The organism is Flexivirga endophytica (assembly GCF_014640635.1).
Lineage (GTDB): Bacteria > Actinomycetota > Actinomycetes > Actinomycetales > Dermatophilaceae > Flexivirga > Flexivirga endophytica.
Window position 1 is genome coordinate 425,622 of sequence record NZ_BMHI01000003.1, and the last position, 16,712, is coordinate 442,333.

The window sequence follows — 16,712 nt, forward strand, 5'->3', positions numbered from 1 at the left end:
GGCCTGAGTAGCCCGTGAGGCACGAGCGAGCGTATTGAAGGGGAGGACTTATGGCAGCTGAGCTGACGACGGCGTCGTACCTCGTCCTGGGCATCCTCGACATGGCCGGCCCGGCCTCGGCATACGACGTCAAGCAGTTCTCGACGACCTTCGTCGCGCCGTTCTGGTCGCTCCCACACACGCAGGTCTACCTGCAGTGCAAACGGCTGGTCGAGCTCGGACTGCTCGAGCAGCAGGACGACGACGACCCGCGCGGCCGCAAGGAACTGGCGATCACCGACGCCGGCCGGGCCGAGCTGGATCAATGGCGCTCGGAGCCGACTACGGGACCGGTGACCGCTCGCGACCTGTCGGTGCTGAAGAACTTCTTCGGCGGTCCGAGCGAGCAGATCGCCACCGAGCAGGTGGCTCAGCACCGCGCCAAGCTCGAGGCCTACCGCGAGTGGCGCGGCGAGCACGGCCCGAATTTCGATGACGGCCAATCGGCCGCCCTCGAGCTCGGGCTGCGCTACGAGGAGTTGATGGTCGACTACTGGCAGGGATTCCTCGACCACGGGCCGTCCGTATACCGCATCCGCGAAAGTTGATCGGCCCGCAAGCTGGCCGTGAGGAGTTCCTCCCGCTATCGTCATAGTTCATTCGGAACTATTCAAAGTGGACTATGGCGAGGAGTTCGATGATGTCCCAGCCCCAGCGAGCTTCCGGGGGTGCCATGTCGCGGCCGGCACAGATCGGGTTGGTGGTCCTGGCGATCGGCTGCCTGATCTACATCCCGGGCACGGTGCTCGCGATGCTCCCCTACGTGCACGACGGTGCGTGGACTCCCGAGACCTGGGTCCGTGACCTGCTGCCGTCCAGCAGTCCGGCCGCGCTGAGCATCACGGCCGCCTTCGCCGGGCGCAAGGCGCCATACCTGCACAGTGAGTGGCCGATGCTGATCCACACGGTGCTCGGCGGCGGCATCATGCTGCTCGGGCCGTGGCAGCTCTTCACCGGCTCGACGCGCCGGATGATGCGCGGGCACAAACTGCTCGGCCGCACCTACGCGATCATCGTCGCCGTCAGCATGATCGCGGCCGCCATCTACCTCGTGCGCACGCCGTGGACCGACGTCTTCAGCGGTCCGGTCTTCGCGGTCGGTCTCTGGGGGTTCTGGCTCGGCGTGGTGGTGAGCCTCGTTCTCGGCATCACCGCGATCCGACGCGGCGCGGTGGAGCGCCACCTGCGGTGGATGGTCTTCGGCTACGCCTGTCTGATGTCCGCGCCGCTGCTCCGGCTCGGCTGGACGCTGATCATGGGGATCGACCACTCGGTGCCGATGCCCAAGGCGAACATCTACTTCGGCTCGATGCTCTTCGGCATCTGCACCCTCGGCGCCACGATCGGTGCACGCGCGATCGACCACCGCCGCGTGGTGCCGGGGATGCGCCGGGTGTGGGCCTCCGACAACGCGATCTTCACCTGCACGGCGATCGGCCTCGTCGGGTTCACGATGCTCGGCATGCTCAGCTTCACCTGGGCTCCGGAGTGGGGCCCGACGCGCGTCTTCTACTCGGCGACGTGGTTCACCGTGCTGGGCATCAGCGCCGGGTTCGGCATACGCCATCGCGCCAAGGGCACCCACCCGTATGCCGAGCAGGAATGGCGCGTCACCTTCGCCGCGCACATCCTCGCACCGGCGGTCGGGCTGGCCTTCGGCGGTGTGCTGATGCTCGCCACCGGGTTGAAGGCCGAAACAGCAGAGATGGCAGGCGTCGCCGTCGGTTGGGGTGCCTGTGGACTGGGCGCCTTCGTATTCATCGACCGGGAGCTGCGCCGTGCCGCGAAGCGCGCCCCGCGACGCAGGCAGCCCACAGTCGTGGGCAGCTCCGGCGATCTCGAACCGGCACGGGTCGGCTGATCGGTCGCACCAAGAACGTCGCCCATGCCGACCGGGAGCCAGGGCTCCCGTTCGGCATGGGCGAACTCCTCGTATGGCGGGCCGGCGTCAGCCCCAGACCAGCGCCCTCGCCGGGTCCTCCAGCAGCGCCGCGATGTCGGCCAGGAACCGCGAGCCCAGGTCGCCGTCGATCAACCGGTGATCGAAGGACAGTCCCAGCTGCGTCACCTGCCGCGGCACGATCTGGTCGACACCGTGCTCGTCCGTCACGACCCATGGCATCTTGCGCACCGCGCCGAAGGCCAGGATCGCCGACTCACCCGGGTTGATGATCGGAGTGCCGGTGTCGACGCCGAAGACGCCCACATTGGTGATGGTGAGGGTGCCACCGGACATGTCGGCCGGCTGGGTGCGACCCTCGCGGGCAGTGCCGACCAGCGCACCGAGCGCCTCGCCCAGCTCACGCATCGACATCCGATCGGCGTCCTTGATGTTCGGCACGACCAGCCCACGTGGCGTCGCGGCGGCGATGCCCAGGTTGACGTAGTGCTTGACCACGATCTCCTGAGCGGCCTCGTCCCAGGTCGCGTTGACCTCCGGATTGCGTTTGATCGCAACGCAAAGAGCCTTCGCCAGCACCAGCAGCGGCGTGACCTTGAGGTCGCGGAAGTCCCGGTCGGACTTCAGCCGCTCGACGAGCTCCATCGTGCGGGTCATGTCGATGGTGACGAACTCGGTCACGTGCGGCGCGGTGAACGCCGAGCCGACCATCGCCTGCGCGGTCATCTTGCGCACCCCCTTGACCGGGATGCGCGTCTCGCGGGCGCCGTCGTATGACGCGGCGCCCGCCACCGGGGCAGGCGCTGCCCCGCCTCCGGCCAGGTACGACTCGACGTCGGCCCGGCTGATCACGCCGTCTTCACGGGTCGGCTGCACCAGGGACAGGTCGATCCCGTTGTCCTTGGCGAACTTTCGTACCGGCGGCTTCGCCAGCGCCTTGCCACCACGCCCACCTTCGACCGGGGCGGCGTTGTTGCTGCGCGACCGAGTCGGGGCGGGCGCGTCCTCACGCGGCACCGGTGCGTTGGGCACGGCGTCGGTCGCCACGTGCAGGTGCAGGTCAGGCGCGGGCAGCGGGTCACCCTGGCTGCCGGGACCGCGGTCGCCCTCGAACGCACGGCGGGCGCGACGCTTCGTCGCGCCCTCGACGGCGCCATACCCGACGAGGTTGGCGACTCGTTCGCCCGAATCATCACTGCTGTCAGCGGGTTCCGCCGCTGCAGGAGCAGTGGTGGGTGCGTCGTCCTCCGCGCCGACGACGTCGACCGACACGATCGCCGCACCGACCTCGACGGTGGCGCCTTCGGCGACGAGGAGCTCGACGACCTTGCCCTCCCAGGGGATGGGCAACTCGACGAGTGACTTGGCGGTCTCGATCTCCACGACAATGTCATTGACCTTGACCTGGTCGCCCGGCTTGATCTTCCAGGTGACGATGTCGGCCTCGACCAGACCCTCACCGGGATCGGGCAGCTTGAACTGCTTCACGCCCATGTTTGTGACTCCTTAGAAGCTGAGCGCTTGGTCGACGCTGTCGAGGATCCGGTCCAGGTCGGGCAGGAAATCCTCTTCGTAGCGGGACGGCGGGTAGGGGATGTTGTAGCCGCCGACGCGCAGCACCGGCGCCTCGAGGGAGTAGAAGCACTCGCGCTGCACCTGTGCGGCCAGCTCGGCTCCCATGCCGAGGAAGGTCGACGCCTCGTGCACCACGACGCATCGGCCGGTCTTCTTGACCGACGCGAAGATCGTGTCGGTGTCCAGCGGCGACAGCGACCGCAGGTCGATGACCTCGAGCGACTTTCCCTCCCCCTGCGCCGCACCGGCGGCGTCGAGGCAGGTCTTGACCGTCGGCCCGTAGGCCAACACCGTCACGTCGCTGCCCGCGCGGGCGACGCGCGCACTGTGCAACGGCAGCGGCGCACCCGCGGACTCGTCCAGCTCGACCTCAGCCCGCTCGTGGTAGCGGCGTTTCGGCTCGTAGAACATCACCGGGTCGTCGGACGCGATGGCCTGCTGGATCATCCAGTAGGCGTCGGCCGGGTCGGCGCAGGTGACGGTCCGGAGGCCGGCGGTGTGCGCGAAGTAGGCCTCGTTGGACTCCGAGTGGTGCTCGACCGCGCCGATGCCGCCCCCGAAGGGCACCCGGATGACCATCGGCAGCCGGAGGTGACCGAGCGACCGGGCGTGCATCTTGGAGACCTGGCTGATGATCTGGTCGAACGCCGGGTAGATGAACCCGTCGAACTGGATCTCTACCACCGGGCGGTAGCCGCGCAGCGCCAGCCCGATCGCGGTGCCGACGATGCCGGACTCAGCCAGCGGGGTGTCGATGACGCGGTCCTCGCCGAAGTCCTTCTGCAGACCCTCGGTGATGCGGAAGACGCCGCCGAGCTTGCCGACGTCCTCGCCCATGAGCACGACCTTCGGGTCGTCCTCCATGGCCTTGCGCATGCCGGCGTTCAGTCCCTTTGCGAGAGACAGTTTTTGAGCAGTCATCAGTGACCACCCTCCGATCCGGCAAACGACTCTTGGTAGGCGATGAACTCCGCCTTCTCGCGCTCCACCACCGGGTGCGGGTCGACGTAGATGTCGTCGAACATCGCCGGCTTCGGCGGGTCGGGCATCTCCTGGCACGCCTTGCGGATCCGGGCCGCGAGCTCGTCGGCCTCCTTGTCGACCCCGTCGAAGAACGCGTCGTCGGCGTAGGCCTTGCTGGCGAGGAAGCCGCGCATGCGGGTGATCGGGTCCTTCTCGCGCCAGATGTCGACCTCGGCCGCGATGCGGTATTTGGTCGGATCGTCCGACGTGGTGTGCGCGCCCATCCGATAGGTGAACGCCTCGATGAGCGTCGGACCCTGACCGGCGCGGGCGGCGTCCATGGCGGCCTTCGTCACGGCATACACGGCGAGCACGTCGTTGCCGTCGACCCGGACGCCGGGGAAGCCGAAGCCGCGTGCGCGCTGGTATGGCGGAATGCGGAACTGCTTGTAGTTGGGCTCGCTGATGGCCCACTGGTTGTTCTGGACGAAGAAGACCATCGGGGCGTTCGCGACACCGGCGAAGACGAGTGCCTCGTTGAAGTCACCCTGCGCCGTGCCGCCGTCACCGGTGAACGCCATGACCGCGGCATCGCGGTCGTCGTCGCCGGTGCCGACATCGCCGTCGCGCTGGATGCCCATCGCATAACCGGTCGCGTGCAGCATCTGGTTGCCGATGACGATCGTGTAGAGGTGGAAGTTGTTGGCGTTGCTGTCCCAGCCGCCGTGGTTGACGCCGCGGAAGAGACCCAGCAGGTTCTCCGGCGGGACTCCCTTGCACCAGGCGACGCCGTGCTCGCGGTAACCCGGGAAGGCGTAGTCCTGCGGCCGCATCGCGCGACCGGCACCGACCTGCGCGGCTTCCTGGCCGAGCAGCGAGGGCCACAGGCCGAGCTCACCCTGCCGCTGCAGTGCGTGACCCTCGGCGTCGATCCGGCGCACCAGCACCAGGTCGCGGTACATCGAGCGGCCGTCCTCGGGAGTCATCTCCTCGACGATCTGCGCGTATTCGGCATTCGCGTCGCTCGTCGGCAGGCGATTGCCGTCACCGTCGACGAACTGCACCATGTCGGGGCCGCCATCGGTGATGTCGTGCTCCATCGGACCTGTCACCACCGTCTCGTGATGTCTCACGGGGGTCGGCGTCACCGGCGCCGAATCCATTGCATCGTCAGGCATGGGTTCTCCTTCTCGGGCGGCCGCGGGCCGGGTGTGCCGCGACGTGTCGTGCACCTGTGCCGGGGTCACCGGCTGGGTGCCGAGCCATGGCGTCATACCGCCCGGAGCAAGGTCCAGGACGTATGACGCGGCTCACATTGCCTTACGCCGGAAGATTACCCGCGGGCGTCCCAACCGCCGAATCCGGAGCGCTACCAGCGAGTAGGGGTGGATCAGCCTGCGCGGTTCGCGAAATCGGCCGCCACCTGGAGCAGGCGGTCGGTGGCCTCGACCTCGCCGACGCTGCACCGGACCCCGTCCCCGGCGAATGGACGCACCACGACGCCCGCGGCCTCCGCGGCAGCGGCGAAGTCGAGTGTCTTGTCGCCGAGCGGCAGCCAGACGAAGTTGGCCTGGGTGTCGGGCACCGGATAGCCCAGGTCACGCAGCCCGATCAGTAGTCGGTCGCGCTCGGCGACCAGTGCCTGCACCCGCTCGTCGAGCTCGTCGTATGCCGCCAGGCTCGCGATCGCGGCCTGCTGCGCGACGTGCGAGACACCGAAGGGCACCGCGGCCGTGCGCAGCGCCGAAGCCACCTGCTCGTGCGCGATGCAGTAGCCCACCCGCAGTCCGGCGAGACCGTAGGCCTTCGAAAACGTCCGCAACACAGCGACATTCGGGTGGGAGCGCCATACAGCGAGGGCGTCGGCGGCATCAGCGTCGTGATTGAACTCCAGGTAGGCCTCGTCGAGCACGACCAACACGTCCGACGGCACCCGCTCGAGGAACTCCTCGAGCTCGTCGGCACGAACTGCCGGGCCGGTCGGGTTGTTGGGGCTGCAGACGATGACCAGCCGGGTGCGCTCGGTGATGGCGTCGGCCATCGCCTTCAGGTCGTGCCGTGCCTCGCCGTCGAGTGGCACCTGCAGCCCGGTGGCGCCGGACAGCCCGACGACGATCGGGTAGGCCTCGAACGAGCGCCACGCGTAGACGACCTCGTCACCCGGGCCACTGGTGATCTGCAGCAACGTGCCGAGCAGGCCGACGCTGCCGGTGCCGGTGGCGACCTGGTCGGCGTCGACGTCGAAGCGCTGTGCGATCGCCTCCCGCAACGCGACCGTGCCCATGTCGGGGTAGCGGTTCATGCTCAGCATCGCGTCCTGCACGACCTGGAGCACGGACGGCAACGGCGGGTACGGGTTCTCGTTGCTGCTGATCTTGTATGTCGTCCGCCCGGGCTGCTCGGCTGCCGGCTTGCCCGCGACGTAACGGGGGATGGACTCGAGGGTCGCTCGCAGTCGGACGGTCCCCGGTGTGGCGTCAGTCATACTTCCGCAGCTTAGAACCCTGCGGCGAGCGCGTTCGAAGTGGCTGCTGACGTCATACGTGACAAGCTGGAGGTATGAAGAACTTCCTGGTCAAAACCGGAATCAACGCCGTCGCGCTGTGGATCACGGCGATCGTCGTGCCGGGCATCACCCTGGCCGAGGCCGACAAGTCGACCAGCTCAAAGGTGTTGTCGATCATCGTCGTCGCACTCGTCTTCGCCGTCATCAACGTGATCGTGAAGCCGATCGCGCACTTCTTCTCGTTCCCGCTGATCGTGCTGACGCTGGGGTTGTTCACCTTCATCGTCAACGCATTCATGCTGCAGATCCTGTCGTGGCTGTCCGACTCGCTCGGTCTGGCCTTCCACGTCGACGACTTCTTCTGGGCGGCCGTGCTCGGTGCCCTGGTCGTGTCGTTCATCAGCATGCTGGTCAACATGCTCCTCCCGGACTCCCTCGAGCAGCACTGAATTTGTTCGGCTCACGGGCGTCCGCTTCTCGTTCGGTCGCCGGAACCTTGCCTGTCGCCTTCGGTTACCGCATTGAGGTCGTCCCCTACAGCGATCACCACCGCGGTGGGCGGCCGTCCTCCAGGTAGACGGTCCCCGTGCCGGCGTCGAGCGCGGCACACGCCTGCCGCGCGACCCGCACCGTGTAGTCGGCCGCGTGCTCGGCCAACTCCGAGTCGTCGCACCAGTGCACGGCCCGGATCTCCCGCGCCTCCAGTTGTATGGCGCCCAGGTCCGCCGCCGGCACGGTCACCTCGAAGAGGAACAACGTCGCGTCGTCCCAGCCGCGCCAGGCGGGCAACCAGCTCACGGCCGCGAGGGACCGGACCTCTGCGGTGACCCCCAGCTCCTCATGAAGCTCGCGCACGACCGCTGTCGCGGGCGACTCCTGTGGATCGACGACCCCGCCGGGCAGATCCCAGGGCTTCTTGTAGACCAGCTCACACACCAGCAGGCAGCCGGCGTCGTCACGGATCAGCGCCTGCGCGATGGCGCGCTTGGTGGGCAACGAGCTGTTCAGCCAGGCGGTGAACGCGTCACGGGTGCCGGGCTCGGGATCGGTCGAGAGGCGGCCGAGGACGACGCCGTCGACGCCGTCCCGAAAGCCGCGCAGCACCCCTTCGGTGCGCAGCCCGGCCTGGGCGGCGGTCCGCAACGCCGGCCGGTTGGTGCGGGCGACATACGCCTCGATGCGGCGCAGTCCGAGATCGGTGAAGCCGTGCTCGACGACTGCGCGGAGTGCACTCGCAGCGAGGCCGCGCCCGCGGGACTCGGGGCGCAGTTGCCACGCGAGTTGCCCTGCGCCGTCACGGTGTTCGGGTAGCCGCAGCGCGACGACACCGGCCTGCTCGTCCCCGTCGTCGATGGCGAACGCGTGGACGTGCTCGTCCGACACCCAGCCAGGGACGTCGCCCTCCGGCTGCGGCACCGAGCCGGGCGCCATCCGGCGCAACTCGCGGCCGTCGCCGAGGATCGGTGCGTGATGCGGCGCCTGCGTCATACTCGCAGCCTGCCAGACCGGCCCGGCTCCTTGTCTCGTGACGGACAGCAGGGATTGGTGCTCCCGTTGCGTGTCAAGCTGTTTGGAGCCATAGGCGGAGGTGGTAGGCGAGCTCGCCGTTGGGTCGGCGGCCAAGTTCGAGTTCGCCGATCGCGCTGGCCGCAGGCCAGATGCTCGGCGGCGGTCAAGGTCAGATTTCTTGGCTCGGCGAGCGGGTCGCAGGTCGCTTTAGTCGGGCACGACGCATGGTCCCGTCGGGCTTTGAAGATCTGCCTGGCGATCGCACGTTTAAGCGGTCGGAAGCGGCGGCGATGGTCCACCTGTTAGCTAGACGCCGGTCGCGGAAAGCCCGGGCGACGTTCATCGTGCCGCCCCGGTCCAGTGACCGGATGACTAGGTACGGGCATTTGAGCGCTGCTTGCTCGTTGGGGAGGCGGCCTCGGCCCGGACCGACACCGTTAGCGAGCATTCAGCGATTCGATTGCTCTGGGAGAGAACAGGATTCATTGGGGGCTCCGCGTCGCAGGACAGGAACAGGGTGAACTCTTGCCGGGCGTTGGTCCACAACCCGGATCAGCGCCAAGTACCGCCCTCCAAGGGCGGTGAACTTCTCGGACTCCGCTAGACGGTATGGCGTGACCCGGTCGGTGTGACGGGGTTGTGATTCACCCCGGGTTTTCTGGAGGCTCATTGACCGGAAGGATGATGAGTCATGGCAGCACCACGGAAGTACCCGGAAGAGTTGAAGGAGCGGGCGACGCGGCTGGCGATGGACGCTCGCGCGGATGCCTCGACGCGGCGTGGCGCGATCGCTCGGATCCCGGAGCAGTTGGATGTGCATCCGGAGGCGTTGCGCAACTGGGTTCGCGTCGCTGAAGGTGGCCGCCCGCGGTCACGAACGTCGCTGCCTGCTGGTAGCAACGCGCCGGCGGACGAGGTCAGTGATCGGGAGCGCGTGATCGCGCTGGAAAGAGAAGTGCGTGAGTTGAAGCGGGCGAACACGATCCTGCGGCAGGCCGCGACTTTTTTCGGCGCGGAGCTCGACCGCCAACAGCACTGAAGGTCCGGTTCGTCACCGAGCACAAGGACGAGCACAAGGACGAGCACGGGGTCGAGCCGATCATCGCCGCACTGGAGGGCACGTGCGCGCAGATTGCCCCGAGCACCTATTACGCGGCACGCTCCCGGCCAGCCTCGGCCAGGGCCGTCCGCGACGTGGCCACGACGGCGCGGATCCGCCCGCACACGCGAAGAACTATCACGTGTACGGAGCGCGGAAGGTGTGGAAAGACCTTGCTCGAGAACGAGATTCACGGATCCGCGCAGCCACGGTCGCCGTCCCGTCAGTAGCTGCGCATTCCGTCGTTGCGTTACCGGATCCGGTGATCGTGCCGCCTGCGGTGGCGCGATGCACGGTGGAGCGGTTGATGCGCGCCGACGGCTTGCGTGGTGCGTGCAAGGCCAAGAGCCCGCGCACCACCAAACCAGCGCCGGAGACCGACCGTCCCGGCGACCGGGTGCACCGCGACTTCACCGCGACGGCCCCCAACCGGCTGTGGGTTGCCGACATCACGTACATCAGAACGTGTTCGGGGTGGGTGTACGCGGCATTCGTGATGGACATGTTCTCCCGGCGAATCACCGGCTGGCAGGTCAGTACCAGCCTGCACACCAACCTGGCCTACGACGCACTGGAGATGGGGTTGTGGCAGCAAGCCCGCGCCGGCCGGGACGTGACCGGCCTGACCCATCACAGCGACCGCGGCGTGCAATACCGGGCCATCCGCTACACCGACCGGCTCGACGAAGTCGAAGCCGTCGCTTCCGTTGGCACGAAAGGAGATTCGTACGACGCCGCCGCAGAAGCGCTCAACTCGACGTTCAAGGCCGAGCTGATCCGCAACCGGCACATCCTCGCCGCCAACGGGCCGTGGAAGTGACTCGACGACGTCGAAATCGCCGTCGCCGAGTGGGTCTACTGGTACAACACCAGCCGCCTCCACGGCAGCATCGGCGACATCCCACCCGCCGAATACGAAGCGGCCCACTACGCTGAACACAGCTCCGCCGACCTCGTCGGAGCAACACCCTGAAAGCCTCCAAGAAACCCGGGGTGAATCACGACCGCTGCGCCCGGTCCGGTTCCTGTTTCTTTTTCTGCCCAGTCTGCTCAAGCCCTGCAGTCATGCGGCACTACTCCGACCCCGCCCCAGCGAGGGCGCGTCACGGACCAGAAGCACCGAAATTGCGATAGTCCCTTTCGAGGCTAGCTGGCTGGTTGACATGTACAGGACCAGGACGAAGACGGTCGAGGATGGCATGTCTACCGGCGGCGGAGAAGTCCAACGCTTACCGCCTAGAGCGCGCGCACGTGCGCGAAATAGAAAAATCCTTGTCTCTGGTCAAAATCTGAGGAACCCGTTGACACGGCCGAGCCAGCGGAGGACTCTTTCCCTAGCCAGGGGTAAACGACAACAGTCGTATGTGAACCACCTGTGGGAGGGAAAGGCAGAACACTGCCATGAAACCAAGTCGCCGAAACATCATTCTCGGGTCGGGCGTAGCCGCCGGGTCTATGCTGCTGGGCATCGATGGAAGCCCAGCGCGCGCGCAGACACCACCGCCACGGATACTCCAACATGGCTCGACAATCAACAGATACCGATCGACGATCCGAACAGCCTTAGCTTGACGACGAGCCAACAGACATCCTTGACGAATGCTGCCCGAGGTTACCTAGGCACTCGGGCTGCGTTCGTCACCAACAATCCTCCGCCGACGCGCAAGGTGCTGACCGGAGGAGCCGCGGCCATAACGGATAGCGACAAGACTGCTCTGCTTGCAGCGGGAGCTAGCGCTACCACAACTCACGGAGGCTACTCGTCGGCCAGCACGACATGCATGATTGTGAGCGGGAGTGGAAACAACTTCAGCGCAGACGTGATCGTCGAGGAGACCACGCGTCTGTACTTCGATGGAGTTGCACAGGCAAGTGACGGCACGTACACGGAGTACATCGCAACCCACGAAATGGCCTTCATCTTCGCCATGGGTAGCTGGAATGTGACGTCATCGACGTACCTTCCCGCGGACGCATACTCGTTCCCGATCACGCAGTTCGAGTCGGCGTACGCGTCCAACATGCCGCAACTCGTCGCCGCTGGCCTCACCGGCGAAGACCCTGACGACCCGAGCGATGCAAGCCTCATGCCCGTCTACGCGACGCAGGGCTACCCATCTACACAGGAGCTCATCGCAAAAGGCACGGCGGGGGCGCTTGTGCCAGCAGGCATTGCGACGGACTCATTGAACTTGAGTTACAGCGCGATGGCATCCTACTGCCATTCATGGTGGTACCGATTTAATCCGAGTTACCCGCGTTTCAGCGAGGATTGCACGAACTTCATATCGCAAGCGTTGTACTATGGAGGATGGCCAGAGAGACACTCAGGAGTTTGGCCATTGAACCGCAAGTACACCTCGAATTGGTGGTGCGACGGTGCAGGTGGATTCGGAGCGACCTCTTATACTTGGGGCGGCTCCAATAACCTCAAGAACTTCATGATCTACTCAGGTCGCGTACGATGGCTTGGGTCTATTTGGTCGTTGGGGCTCGGCGACTGCCTTGCATATGATTACGACCGAAACCATGCCGTGGATCACTGGCAAATGTGCACTGGCCACCGGAACGGAAAGCCGTTGATGAGTCAGCACAGCGGAAACACGCGCAAGAACGCCTACTACAACAAGCCTCTCAGTGAGATTCTGAGCTCGTCGTCCCGGAACCGGAACTCATGGTTCGCCGCCGCACGCACCTAACTCATTGGGAATGAGAACTGGGTTACCGGAAGTACCCTTTCCGGTAACCCAGTTCTACATGTTCCCTTGACTAAACAGCCGCCAGCCGGATGCAGTCTTGTTGAAGCATAATTCCCAGGGCGACCATCCCGATGGGACGGTATGATCTCCGCTTCCGCTCGTCAATCTTTCGAAGGTGAGACATTCAACAGGCTTACCCAACCAGGATGCATTGTAATGATCCGGTCCCTGGAGATCCTTATACCCCTTTAGCCGTGGTGTCGAGCACCAGACCCCCGCACCAGCGAGCGTCAGACTTCTGACGGCAGCGCAGTCTTGCGCTTCCACCTTCTGCAGGTACCACTTGGTAACCTCGGTGACGTTGGTAGAGGCCGGTGGCAGTTGCGATGCCGGCAATGTCCGCGGCTGGCCCGTGAACGGATTGCCGAACGCTACACCTGCAACTAGCGCAGTGGAAGCCACGGCCGCGGCACCGACGGCCATCCGCTGACGAAAGCGGCGACGTCGCGCATTGTGGATGACCTGCGCCGGGTCGACACGCATCGGCTGAGTTGGCGTCTCGGCGAGGGCTTTCTCGATGTCCACGGTCATGGTCGGAGCTCCTTTTCTGACATGCTGGCCCGGAGGGTGGCAAGACCCCTAGATGCCGAACTCTTAACGCTTCCCAAACTGACGTTCAGCATCTCGGCGACCTCACGCTCCGGCAGGTCCACGTAGTACCTCAAGACCACAACCTGCCGTTCTCGATTCGGCAACTTTTTCAGCGCTGCGAGCAGCACCTCACGACTATGTATCGTCTCCAGGCCCGACGGTGTTTCCGCACTATGGTCAGGAGCCGTCGAACTCAGAATTTCCGGCAGGCGTCGGCGCTGCCTATCAGTGTTCGCGTTGACAATGGCCCTCCGGGCGTACGCTGCTGGCCGACCTGCCCGGACCGAGCCCCACTTCAGATACACCTTCCCAAGCGCGTCTTGCACTAGGTCTTCTGCGCGACCCTCATCCCCGCACAAGAGCCACGCGGTACGCAGCAGCGATGGGGCTGCCTGCTGAACGAACCGAGTGAACTCGGCATCGGCAGCAGCAGATTTGAATGTCATACCCATATAGACGTTAGTCGGACCCAAAAGGTTGAGTACCGCTGCCTGTCTAAATCGGACGGCCCATGCAGCCGCCGAATGACCCCGTGGTTGCGGATGCTGCGCGGCCCGGATCACAACAGAAGCGTGGCTGCTCGCGCGGGACGGCCAGACCTAATTCGGTGGGACCATCTGACGACCCTCCTTGAGGAGCCGGAGCCAGCCGCTGACGCCTGTTCTGAGCGCCGGGTATCAGATCCGGTACAGTGGGCAAATCGGTCATCGCCTCAGGTATCTGCCCGAGGCAGCTACTACGGTGCCGAACTTCGCCTGCAGACATCCCTTTGGGGCGGACCTCGTGTCGCCGGAGATTATCGTCGTCAAACGGTGTGGGCTCATCTACACAGCCGATGCCCCCGAGCACCGTATGGCGCTCGGGGGCACAGTCGTGTCGTGCAGAGATGACCGAGATCAGCCGGTGACCGGGAGAGTCGTGGTCGTCGGTGTCGGCGTCGGCGGCTCCGTGGTGGCCGGCGGCGTCGTCGGCGGCGCGGTGGTGCTGGAGCTCGGCGGCGTAGTCGTCGAGGTCGGCGGTGCCGTCGTGCTGGAGCTCGGCGGCGCGGTGGTGCTGGAGCTGGGCGGTGCCGTCGTCGAACTCGAGGTCGGCGGGTTGGTCGTCGAGCTCGAGGTCGGCGGGTTGGTCGTGCTCGACGAGGACGTCGTGCAGTCCGCGCCGGTGAGCGCGACCCATGTGCCCGCGAGGCCCGGTGCGAAGTTGATGTAGGCGCCCGCTGTGTGACCGCCGACCTTCTGCGTCGCGAAGGTCACCGTGCCCTGTGCGTTGGCGGCGCCGGTGAACTTCGCCAGCGACACCGAACCCCCGGTGTGGACACCGGCAGCGCCGCCGCCGACCACGGCGACACTCGGCTTACCGGCGACACACGTCGTCGTGACCGTCACGGTGGCTCCACCGTTCGAGGTCAGGTGAAAGGTCCCCGTCCCGGCGGTCGCGCTTCCGGAGAACTCGACGCCGTACGGGTCGGCGTAGGTGCCGGTGGTCCAGCCGCCCGATGTCTCACCGCTCGTCGCATCGCCCCAGGCGACGCCGTAGAACGTGTCGCTCGGCGCTGCCGAACTGGACGTGCTGGTCATGATCAGCCCCGAAGCAGCGGCGACACCCGCCACCAGCGAGGCCCCGAACAACGCAGTGTTGCGTTTCATAGGTCTTGCTCCCCTTCAATTCATCTTTCGAAAAGTACGTTGTGGCCGGTGGTGCGGACGGGCGCTCGGCGCCGCCCGCACCACCGGATCTAGCTCAGTTTTTTCCGCGAACGTCACTTGCCGAAGGACGTCAGGAAGCTGCCGCTGGGCTCGCCCAGACCGGTCACGTTGTCCCAGCCGGCCTTGGTGCGCAGCGAGTCGGCCGGCTGCTCGAGGCCCTCGAGCACGTAGTGGCCGTTGCTGCGCAGCTGCCCGGCAACGGTGCCGTACTTGCCCGCCGTCAGCGGCTTCACGTCGGTGATGTTGGACGTGCCCCTCAGCTTGTAGAAGTAGGGCGCGGCGTTGCCGACCTTGCGCCCGGTCAGTGCCTTGGAGTCAGCGACCAGCGCCGCGACGAGCGGCGAGGACTGGCTGGTGCCGCCACCGGCGTAGATGCCGCTGCCGTCGAAGTTCAGACCGAGGCCGGAGGCCGGGTCGGCGATGGCGCTGACGTCCGGGAACGTGCGCTTGGTCGTCGAACCGGTCACGACACCCTTCTGCCATGCGGGCTGGTTGTAAGCCTTGCTGACTCCACCGCCGGCGCCGACCGAGTTACCGAAGAACGGGAACTGGGTGATGCCGGAGGTGCTGGCCGGGTTCGGCTGGTCCCACAGGGTGTTGGACCAGCCACCGGTGAAGGCTCGAGAGCCGTCCTGGGCGAGCGGCGCCACGGTGCCACCGACCGCAGTGACGAACGGCGAGGTGGCCGGGAAACTCGGGGTCTTGGCACGGCTCGGGCCGGTGCCGTTCTCCTCGATGCTGCCGTCACCCATGTCACCACTGCTGGCGAAGAGGCTGATGCCGGTCACGGATGCCTTTGCGGCGATGCGGTTGAACTGCGTCTGGAAGCTGCTGCTGGCCGGAGCCTCGTCGCCACCCCAGGACATGGACAGGGTGCTGACCTTGTGGTCGTTGACCGCCTTGCTGAACATGGTCAGCAGTGCGCTGTCGGTCGGTGCCGAGGCGCCGTAGTAGTAGACCGAGGCCTGCGGTGCCATGTAGTGCGACGTCTGGATGTCCATGTTCTGCTCGGCGTAGACGCCCAGCGGGTCACCGTCGCAGTACTGGGGGTTCTCGGCGACCGACTCGTTGTGGTAGCTCGCGAGCCTCGGGTACTTGAAGTGATCCGAGATCTGGTTGGCCTTGGTCAGAGCGCTCTTGTCGTCACACCACAGCAGGACGCCGACGTTGCTCTTGGCGGTCTGTCCCTTGCTGGCGTTGTAGAGCTTGACGGCCTGCTGCGGGGAGTAACCACACATCGGGTTGGACATGCTGGGGAACTTCTTCGCGGTCACCGCGAGGTTCTCGCCCCAGTAGGTCGAGCAGTAGCCGTTCGTCGCCGTCGCAGCCGTCGTCTTGCCGCCCAGCGAACCCTGGCCGCTCTTGGCGAAGGGCGACCTGGAACTGCTGTTCATGGTGTTGCGCTTGGGTGCGTCGAACGCGACCTTGGTCTTCTTCAGGTTCTTGGCGACCGGACCGGTGTGCCGCGTGGTCACGGTGGACAGACCGGAGACGCTGGTGACACCGAGCGCCTTCGGCAGCTGCGGCGCGGAGTTCGGCGCGAGGCCGGTGTGGGCGCCGAGCGCCACCCGCTCCATCTTCAGCGAGAACGCCTTGTTGACCGTGCGCACCGGGGCACTGACGTTGACGAGACCGTTGGACGCGTCACGCGAGGTGACCTTCAGTCCGTTGTCCTTGGCCCAGTCGGCGACCTTCTTCAACGAGGCCGGCGAGGCACCGAAGAGGCGCTCGTACTGTGCCGGCGAGATGACGGTGCCCTTGGCGAGCATGCTGTCCAGCAGTGCCTCGTTGCGCAGCGGCACAGCGATCGACAGCTGGAGACTCTGGCTGCTGGATGCGACACCGAGGGTGCGCAGACCGGAGTGGTTGGGCAGGGCGGTGGGACCGGAGTTGGTCAACCGCACCTTGTCACTCCCGTTGCCGGCAGCGTGTGCCATGGTGGCACCAGCTCCCGCCATCGCGATGGCCGTTGTCAACGCGACAGCTCCTGTCGCGACATGACGACGCTTCATCAAAATTCCTCCCATTTTGGATTTTGCCTGGATCCGTGGCTTGTGAATCGCTT

15 protein-coding genes and 1 pseudogene are annotated in these 16,712 nt (G+C 66.0%); 7 read left to right on the forward strand and 9 right to left on the reverse strand.

Annotation, left to right across the window (positions count from 1 at the left end):
• Positions 1–50: 50 nt before the first annotated feature.
• Together IEX71_RS10615 and IEX71_RS10620 are read left to right on the forward strand one after the other, a co-directional pair.
• Complete coding sequence (locus IEX71_RS10615) at positions 51–587, forward strand: helix-turn-helix transcriptional regulator (protein ID WP_188836973.1); 537 nt, start codon at positions 51–53, stop codon at positions 585–587.
• A gap of 89 nt (positions 588–676) precedes the next feature.
• Positions 677–1,900, forward strand: a complete 1,224-nt coding sequence (locus IEX71_RS10620; protein WP_188836974.1) for a DUF2306 domain-containing protein — start codon at positions 677–679, stop codon at positions 1,898–1,900.
• Positions 1,901–1,987: 87 nt separating this feature from the next.
• Here the strand turns inward: IEX71_RS10620 and IEX71_RS10625 are convergent, their stop codons facing one another.
• The 4 genes from IEX71_RS10625 to hisC form a co-directional block, all read right to left on the reverse strand.
• Positions 1,988–3,433, reverse strand: coding sequence for a dihydrolipoamide acetyltransferase family protein (locus IEX71_RS10625; protein WP_188836975.1), 1,446 nt, complete (start codon positions 3,431–3,433; stop codon positions 1,988–1,990).
• 12 nt (positions 3,434–3,445) lie between these two features.
• Positions 3,446–4,435, reverse strand: coding sequence for an alpha-ketoacid dehydrogenase subunit beta (locus tag IEX71_RS10630; RefSeq protein WP_188836976.1), 990 nt, complete (start codon positions 4,433–4,435; stop codon positions 3,446–3,448).
• Positions 4,435–5,655 carry a pyruvate dehydrogenase (acetyl-transferring) E1 component subunit alpha gene (gene pdhA / locus IEX71_RS10635; RefSeq protein ID WP_188836977.1) on the reverse strand — a complete coding sequence of 407 codons (1,221 nt, stop codon included), beginning with the start codon at positions 5,653–5,655 and terminating at the stop codon, positions 4,435–4,437. The genes IEX71_RS10630 and pdhA overlap by 1 nt, the downstream gene beginning before the upstream one ends.
• A 212-nt stretch (positions 5,656–5,867) precedes the next feature.
• Positions 5,868–6,962: a histidinol-phosphate transaminase gene (hisC, locus tag IEX71_RS10640; RefSeq protein WP_188836978.1), complete on the reverse strand. Its 1,095-nt coding sequence runs from the start codon at positions 6,960–6,962 to the stop codon at positions 5,868–5,870.
• A 74-nt stretch (positions 6,963–7,036) separates the two neighbouring features.
• Here hisC and IEX71_RS10645 point away from each other — a divergent pair, with 74 nt between their 5' ends.
• Positions 7,037–7,432, forward strand: a complete 396-nt coding sequence (locus IEX71_RS10645; protein ID WP_188836979.1) for a phage holin family protein — start codon at positions 7,037–7,039, stop codon at positions 7,430–7,432.
• Between the two features lie 94 nt (positions 7,433–7,526).
• On the opposite strand, the gene IEX71_RS10650 is transcribed toward IEX71_RS10645, so the two are convergent.
• Positions 7,527–8,471, reverse strand: a complete 945-nt coding sequence (locus tag IEX71_RS10650) for an NUDIX hydrolase (RefSeq protein WP_188836980.1) — start codon at positions 8,469–8,471, stop codon at positions 7,527–7,529.
• A 712-nt stretch (positions 8,472–9,183) separates the two neighbouring features.
• Here IEX71_RS10650 and IEX71_RS10655 point away from each other — a divergent pair.
• The 4 genes and pseudogenes from IEX71_RS10655 to IEX71_RS10670 all read left to right on the forward strand — a co-directional run bounded on the left by IEX71_RS10655 (position 9,184) and on the right by IEX71_RS10670 (position 12,290).
• A complete protein-coding gene (locus IEX71_RS10655; protein WP_188836981.1) occupies positions 9,184–9,531 on the forward strand; it encodes a transposase in 348 nt (115 codons plus the stop codon).
• Between the two features lie 340 nt (positions 9,532–9,871).
• A complete protein-coding gene (locus IEX71_RS22670) occupies positions 9,872–10,411 on the forward strand; it encodes an IS3 family transposase (protein ID WP_373284618.1) in 540 nt (179 codons plus the stop codon).
• A 12-nt stretch (positions 10,412–10,423) separates the two neighbouring features.
• A pseudogene (locus tag IEX71_RS22810) lies at positions 10,424–10,564 on the forward strand (IS3 family transposase); the annotation flags it as partial.
• Between the two features lie 808 nt (positions 10,565–11,372).
• Complete coding sequence (locus tag IEX71_RS10670; RefSeq protein WP_188836983.1) at positions 11,373–12,290, forward strand: amidase domain-containing protein; 918 nt, start codon at positions 11,373–11,375, stop codon at positions 12,288–12,290.
• A 54-nt stretch (positions 12,291–12,344) separates the two neighbouring features.
• Here IEX71_RS10670 and IEX71_RS10675 read toward each other — a convergent pair whose 3' ends face one another.
• The 4 genes from IEX71_RS10675 to IEX71_RS10690 form a co-directional block, all read right to left on the reverse strand.
• Positions 12,345–12,881: a hypothetical protein gene (locus IEX71_RS10675; RefSeq protein WP_188836984.1), complete on the reverse strand. Its 537-nt coding sequence runs from the start codon at positions 12,879–12,881 to the stop codon at positions 12,345–12,347.
• Positions 12,878–13,393, reverse strand: a complete 516-nt coding sequence (locus tag IEX71_RS22815; protein WP_373284606.1) for a SigE family RNA polymerase sigma factor — start codon at positions 13,391–13,393, stop codon at positions 12,878–12,880. The genes IEX71_RS10675 and IEX71_RS22815 overlap by 4 nt, the downstream gene beginning before the upstream one ends.
• A 444-nt stretch (positions 13,394–13,837) precedes the next feature.
• Entirely contained in the window at positions 13,838–14,587 is a 750-nt protein-coding gene (locus IEX71_RS10685) for a hypothetical protein (RefSeq protein WP_188836986.1), read from the reverse strand.
• A 113-nt stretch (positions 14,588–14,700) separates the two neighbouring features.
• On the reverse strand, positions 14,701–16,659 hold the full coding sequence (locus IEX71_RS10690) for a S53 family peptidase (RefSeq protein WP_188836987.1): 1,959 nt from the start codon (positions 16,657–16,659) through the stop codon (positions 14,701–14,703).
• Positions 16,660–16,712: the final 53 nt, after the last annotated feature.